The organism is Streptomyces phytophilus, assembly GCF_013870535.1.
In the GTDB taxonomy this organism is placed as follows: Bacteria; Actinomycetota; Actinomycetes; order Streptomycetales; family Streptomycetaceae; genus Streptomyces; species Streptomyces phytophilus.
The window spans coordinates 1-5,839 of the sequence record NZ_JACBXC010000292.1 but is presented as its reverse complement, the minus strand read 5'-3'; the positions used below and the strand labels follow the sequence as shown (position 1 = coordinate 5,839).

The 5,839-nt window shown below is 72.6% G+C and carries 7 protein-coding genes; 1 reads left to right on the top strand and 6 read right to left on the bottom strand.

Annotated elements, in window-relative coordinates:
* The 6 genes from H5J30_RS15225 to H5J30_RS15200 all read right to left on the bottom strand — a co-directional run.
* On the bottom strand, window positions 1-479 hold a 479-nt coding region (locus H5J30_RS15225; protein ID WP_309505539.1), incomplete at its 3' end, for an HAD-IA family hydrolase.
* Window positions 455-625, bottom strand: a complete 171-nt coding sequence (locus H5J30_RS15220) for a hypothetical protein (RefSeq protein WP_181787970.1) — start codon at window positions 623-625, stop codon at window positions 455-457. The genes H5J30_RS15225 and H5J30_RS15220, both read right to left, overlap by 25 nt.
* A 16-nt stretch (window positions 626-641) precedes the next feature.
* Window positions 642-1,313: a hypothetical protein gene (locus H5J30_RS15215; RefSeq protein ID WP_181787969.1), complete on the bottom strand. Its 672-nt coding sequence runs from the start codon at window positions 1,311-1,313 to the stop codon at window positions 642-644.
* On the bottom strand, window positions 1,301-2,497 hold the full coding sequence (locus tag H5J30_RS15210; protein WP_181787968.1) for a WXG100 family type VII secretion target: 1,197 nt from the start codon (window positions 2,495-2,497) through the stop codon (window positions 1,301-1,303). The genes H5J30_RS15215 and H5J30_RS15210 overlap by 13 nt, the downstream gene beginning before the upstream one ends.
* Window positions 2,494-2,790, bottom strand: coding sequence for a hypothetical protein (locus tag H5J30_RS15205; RefSeq protein ID WP_181787967.1), 297 nt, complete (start codon window positions 2,788-2,790; stop codon window positions 2,494-2,496). Before H5J30_RS15205 ends, H5J30_RS15210 begins: the two co-directional genes overlap by 4 nt.
* Before the next feature lie 491 nt (window positions 2,791-3,281).
* Window positions 3,282-4,586 carry an MDR family MFS transporter gene (locus H5J30_RS15200; protein ID WP_309505538.1) on the bottom strand — a complete coding sequence of 435 codons (1,305 nt, stop codon included), beginning with the start codon at window positions 4,584-4,586 and terminating at the stop codon, window positions 3,282-3,284.
* A 140-nt stretch (window positions 4,587-4,726) separates the two neighbouring features.
* Here H5J30_RS15200 and H5J30_RS15195 point away from each other — a divergent pair, with 140 nt between their 5' ends.
* On the top strand, window positions 4,727-5,485 hold the full coding sequence (locus H5J30_RS15195) for a phosphoglyceromutase (RefSeq protein WP_181787966.1): 759 nt from the start codon (window positions 4,727-4,729) through the stop codon (window positions 5,483-5,485).
* The last annotated feature ends 354 nt before the right edge of the window (window positions 5,486-5,839 follow it).

Below are 5,839 nucleotides of genomic sequence, written 5' to 3'. Positions count from 1 at the left end.
CCCCGGGCGCTGGCGATGTCGGTCTCCGCGTCGCCGAGCATCAGCGCCTCCCGGGGGTCCGCGCCCAGCAGGTGGAGTGCGCGCAGCACGATGTCCGGCGCGGGCTTGGCCCTGGCCACCTCGTCGGAGCCGACGACGTGGTCGAAAAAGGCCAGGACGCCCAGGACGTCGAGCAGCGAGCGGGCCCGCTCCCCGGACTTCCCGGTCGCCACCGCGAGCCGGAACCCGCGGGCGCGCAGCTCGGTGAGCAGCTCCGTCACGCCGTCGAACAGCGGGATCTCGTGCGCCCTGCGGTAGCTCTCCCGCACGAACGGGCCCTCCATCTCCGGCGGGAGGCCCATGATGCGCATGATGTCCGGGAAGTACCGGCCGAGATGGCGCTCGTACTCCGCGAACGGCGGTGTCCTGCCGTCCCCGACGACCTCCTCGTACGCGACCGTGAACGCCTTGCGCATCACGGGGAAGCTGTTGACGAGCACGCCGCAACGCCGAACGCGACCACCACCGGCGCGGCCATCACCGCCAGCAGCAGCGCCCTGCGCCCCTGCGGGGCCGGGGACTCCGGCCGCTCCAGCAGCTCCCGCATCAGCCGCCGGTTGCGCGCGACGATCTCCGCCGGGCTCACCGGGTTCGCCGAGCGGCTACCCCGTCGGCCCGGACGCATCCGGTGCCTCGTCCACGAACACCGACCGGCCCGCGATCACCGCCACCAGCCCCGCCAACTCCCCGGCCTGCAACGGGTTCAGGCTCGTACCGACGACCAGCAGGCCGAGCCCGCCGCCCACCGGCGTGGCCAGCGCGCCGGCCAGCCCCACCTGCACCGGCTCGCCGCCGGTGCCCTCGGCCCCTTCGGCGGCCGCGTCTGCGGCCACCGCCCCCGGCAGCGCAGGCTGCGCCACGAACCCGAACCCCATCCCCATGTCCGTCGCGTACGCCTCCGTGTACGCCGGCGCCGCGCCGTAGTGCTCCGCGAACACCGACGTCATCAACTCGCCCAGGTCCAGGTCCGACGGGCTCTCCGGCACCGCGACCACGCCCGCGAACACCAGCCACGCCGCCTGCTCCCCGCTGCTCGGCAGCGGCGCCGTGACGATGCCGTTCATCAGCACCCCGTCCGCGTACAGCACGTCGTGCCACGCCACCAGCGCGTCGGTGAACTGCTCCCGCCGCTCCGCCGCCGTCCGCGGGTACGTCAGCCGCACCAGCTCCGCGCAGCGGGCGCGGGTCGCCTCGTGGTCGCCGCCGTCGGCCATCAGGTCGAACCAGTCGACGGGCGCGTACAACTGGATCCTGCCGGGCGTCAGCGTGCCCATGGCGCCACCGTGTCCTTGTTCGTCAGCGCGCCGAAGTCCCAGGTGAGAAGCTTCCCGGCGGTCTCGATGGTGTCGTGGGAGCCCTCGGCGGTGAAGGCGTTGCCGGTCCAGGTGGTGAAGTACTGCCCGGTGCGCATGCCGAACTCGCGCACGCTCATGCTGTACGACGCCCCGCGCGCGAGCTGGAAGTAGCCCTGCGGCAGCTCCATGGCCGGCAGCCGGCCGCCCAACTGCGCCACCATCCGCGTCGGCTGGTTGCCCGCCTTCGCGGCGGCCAGGATCTCGTCGCCGAAGCGGGCGCCGAGCTTGCCGAGGCCGAAGCCGACGGCGTCGAGGATGACGTCCTTGGTGGCGAGCGCCTTGAGGAAGCTGCCGGTGGTGCCGACCGCGGAGAGGTAGTGCGCGACGAGCGCGACGCCCGCGAGCGCGAGCGAGGCCGCGCCGAGGAACTGGAGCCCGGGAACGAGCGCGAGGAGTCCGGTGACGGTGCTGAGCAGTCCGGCGATGTCGCCGAGCGTCTTGAAGAGCGGGGCCAGCTCCGCGAGCGTGCCCATCGGGTCGGTCACGGCCTGGCCGATGGCCTCCAGCGCCCCGCCGACCGCGTCGCCGAGCTTGTCCCAGAAGCCGGGCTCGTCGGGGGCGATGTCGAGGGCCTTCTGCAGCCGGGTGGCGGCGTCGCGGCCTTCCTGCTCGTAGTCGTCGTGCAGGCTGCGCGCCCGGCGGCGTACGTCGGCGAGGGGGTCCTCGTCGGATCCGGAGCCCGCATCCGGGCCCTGGCCCCCGCCTTTGCCGTCCTCTTTCCCGGCTTCTTTCTCCGCTTCCTTCTTCGCCTCCGCGTCCGCCGTCCGCTTCAGCTCCGCGGCCTCGTCCTCCAGCCGCGCCGCCGCCCGCTGCTGGCGGTCGATGTTCTCGGCCCAGTCGGTGAGCACCGTACGGGCCGTGGAGAAGGCGCTGTACGCGTCCTTCACCTTCGGGCGGAAGTCGTCGGCGAGCAGCGCCCGGAAGGCGTCGGCGGCCTTGCCGCGCCAGTCGCCCTCGTCGGCGCCCTCCAGGACCCGGCATATCTCGCCCAGCGCGTCGGAGGTGCGGCGGACGGTGGCGGCGGTGTCCTTGGCCGTCTCGTAGTCGCCGGGGCAGGGCACGAAGCCCAGCGTGGGGTAGTCCGCGGCGGTGGGCGCGGTCACTTCCGCGCCGCCTCGGACAGCGCGGCCGCGAGGTCCTTGTCGAGGTCGGCGAAGCCCTTCTCGATCTGGTCGAGCGCCTCCACCGCGCCCTTGGCGAATTTACGCAACTGGCCGAACCCGTACGACCACTCGTCGCCGAACTCGTCCATGCGCCGCTCCAGCGCGCTCGCCCCCATGGCCCTGGCGTCCACGTCGGCCATGGCGCGGGCGGGTTTGTCCAGGACTTCGCCGATGTGGGCGAGGTTGTGGCGGACGCGTTTGAGCATGGCGTTGTCGATGTACAGGTCGGACACAGACTCCCCCTCGGACGGAACGGTGGGCGTTTCCGAGGGGGCCGACGCTACCGGTGTGACAGGTGAGGTTGCCACAGAGGCCGGCCACCCGCCCGGCGCCCGCTCAGCGGTGAGAATTCGGCCCAATACGTACCGGGGGCGGCAGAGTTCGTGCACCGGGACCCGCTGCGCGCCGGTTTTGCACCGGTACGCACGCACGTAACGGGGCGAACTACCGCGTCGCGCCACCGGGCTACGCCTCCGAACCCGCCCCCGTGACCGAAACCGCCCACGGCGGGCTCGTCGCGGGACCGGTACCGGGGCTACGGTCCTGCCGTCGATGGTGCCCCCTGTCGGGCGGGTGGTGGAGGTGGCGCGCCCGATCGTGCGGCGAGCCGACACCACCGTCGTGGAGTACGAGGTCGACCTCGACCACGGCACGTGAAACGCACTCGGCTGTGCGAGCGGTGGCCGGAGTGGCTGGCGCCGGGGCTGGCCGGACGGTGCTCGCGTTACGCCGCCGGCGTCGGGCGGGCGGCGGTGTCGCCCGGCGGCTTCGTGGTCGGATCCCGGTCCTCCGGCGGCTCCCCGGTCCGTTCCGGTACCGGGTCCTCCGTCGGCAGTCCGCGCATCAGCAGGGCGTACCCCGCCGCCGCCACCGTGCCCACCGCCGCGCACCCGGCCCACAGCCACTCCGCCCCGGCCTCGTCGATGATCCAACCGCCCAGCAGCGGGGCGGCGAGCGACGCGACGGCCCAGGACGTGGTGTACATGCCCTGGTACCGCCCGCGGCCGTGGACGGGGGAGAGGCGGACGACGATGCTCGTCTGCGTCGGTGCGTTGACGATCTCGCCGAGCGTCCAGACGCAGACGACCAGGGCGTACACGGCGACCGACCCGGCGAAGACGTTGAGCCCGAACCCGTACCCCGCCAGCAGCGAGGAGACGATCAGCAGCATCCGCGGGTCGCGGTGCTCGATGAACCGGGTCACGGGTATCTGCATGACGACGATCAGCACGCCGTTCACGGCGATGGCGAGCCCGAAGTCCGAGCTGGAGAAGCCCTGGTCGCCCATCGCCACCGGCAGCGAGACGTACGCCTGCATGAAGATGAGGGCGATCAGGAACGACAGCCCGACCACGCCCATGAACCGACCGTCGCGCACCACCGTGCCGAGGCGTACGGGGTCCGCCGCCTCGCCCGCGGCGCCCGCGGGGCGCTCCGGCCGGGACTCCGGGAGCTTGACGTAGACGAGGATCGCGCAGACGAGGGTCAGGGCGCCCTCGATGAGGAAGCCGGCCCGGTAGCTGTACTCGGCGATGAAGCCGGCGCCGGCGGAGGAGATCGCGAAGCCCAGGTTGATCGCCCAGTAGTTGAGGGAGAAGGCCCGTACGCGGTCCTTCGGCGGGACGATGTCCGCCATCATCGCCTGCACCGCGGGCCGGGAGGCGTTGGACGCCATGCCGACGGCGAAGGCGACGGCGGGGATGGCCACTTGGTGCGTGGTGAAGCCGAGCGCGGCGACGGTCACGGCGGTCGAGGACTGCGCGAGCATCAGCGTGGGCCGGCGCCCGAGGCGGTCGGCGAGCACGCCGCCGCCGAGCGAGGAGATCACGCCGCCGAACCCGTACAGCGCGGCGACCAGGCCGGCGTACGAGGCGGAGTGGCCGCGCTCCTGCGTCAGGTACAGGGCCATGAAGGTCGCGACGAAGCCGCCGAGCCGGTTGACGAGCGTGGACGTCCACAGCCACCAGAACTCGCGGGGCAGGCCGGAGACCGTCTCGCGGGTGGCGCGGCCGATGCGGCTGACGGGCACGGCGAAACCCCCGAATGTAAGTGGCGCGACAGATGAGGGGATGTTACGAAGCGGGGTCGCCGTTTCGCCACCGAATTGACGGCTGCCGTCAATCCGGGCCCGCGGGGTGGGGGCACGGCCGCTCGATTAGGCTCGGTGCCATGGCCGACGCACCGTACAAGCTGATCCTCCTCCGCCACGGAGAGAGCGACTGGAACGCCAAGAACCTGTTCACCGGCTGGGTGGACGTGAACCTCACCGACAAGGGCGAGAAGGAGGCGGTGCGCGGCGGAGAGCTGCTGCGCGAAGCCGGCTGGCTGCCGGACGTCGTCCACACGTCGCTGCTCAAGCGCGCCATCAGGACCGCCAACCTGTCGCTGGCCGCCTGCGACCGGCACTGGATCCCGGTCGCCCGCTCCTGGCGCCTCAACGAGCGGCACTACGGCGCGCTCCAGGGCAAGGACAAGGCCCAGACGCTCGCCGAGTTCGGCGAGGAGCAGTTCATGACCTGGCGCCGCTCGTACGACACGCCCCCGCCGCCGATCTCCGACGACAGCGAGTTCTCGCAGGCGCACGACGCGCGCTACGCGCACATCCCCAGCGAGCTGCGGCCGCGGACCGAGTGCCTGAAGGACGTGCTGGACCGGGCCCTGCCGTACTGGTACGACAGCATCGTGCCGGACCTCCAGGCCGGCCGGACCGTGCTCGTCGCGGCGCACGGCAACAGCCTGCGGGCGGTGGTCAAGCACCTCGACGGCATCCCCGACGAGGAGATCCCCGGCCTGAACATCCCCACCGGCATCCCGCTGGCGTACGAGCTGGACTCCGACCTCCGCCCCGTCGGCAGCGGCGGCACGTACCTCGACCCGGAGGCGGCGGCCTCGGCGATCCAGGCGGTGGCGAACCAGGGCAAGAAGTAGGGGGAGAGCCTCCGTACGGACGTACGTACACCGCAGCCCCTGCCCGGTGTCGTCAGGGCAGGGGCTGCGGGCGTCTCGTCGCAGGCGTCGTCCGGCGGCTCAGCCGCAGCTCCCGCCGCAGTTGCACGACCCGCCCGACTGGCACCCGCAGGAGCAGCCGGGGCCGCAGCTACAGGCCCTCAGCTTCGGCAGCGGGGTCATCTTCGGGCGCATCCGCGGCGGCCGTGCCGTGGCGCGCGGGTCGGCACGGGTGCGGGAGGTGAATTCTTCCGGCATGCGGACCTCCTAGCAGGGTGTTCCCTTCCACCGGAAGGCTGCCCCGGCGGCCGGGGCGCACATGCGGGCGCGCGGATG

Excerpts from the sequence above, each read along its gene's own strand:
- H5J30_RS15195 (WP_181787966.1), top strand. The coding sequence starts at position 4,727 with ATGGCCGACGCACCGTACAAGCTGATCCTCCTCCGCCACGGAGAGAGC.
- H5J30_RS15215 (WP_181787969.1), bottom strand. The coding sequence starts at position 1,313 with ATGGGCACGCTGACGCCCGGCAGGATCCAGTTGTACGCGCCCGTCGAC.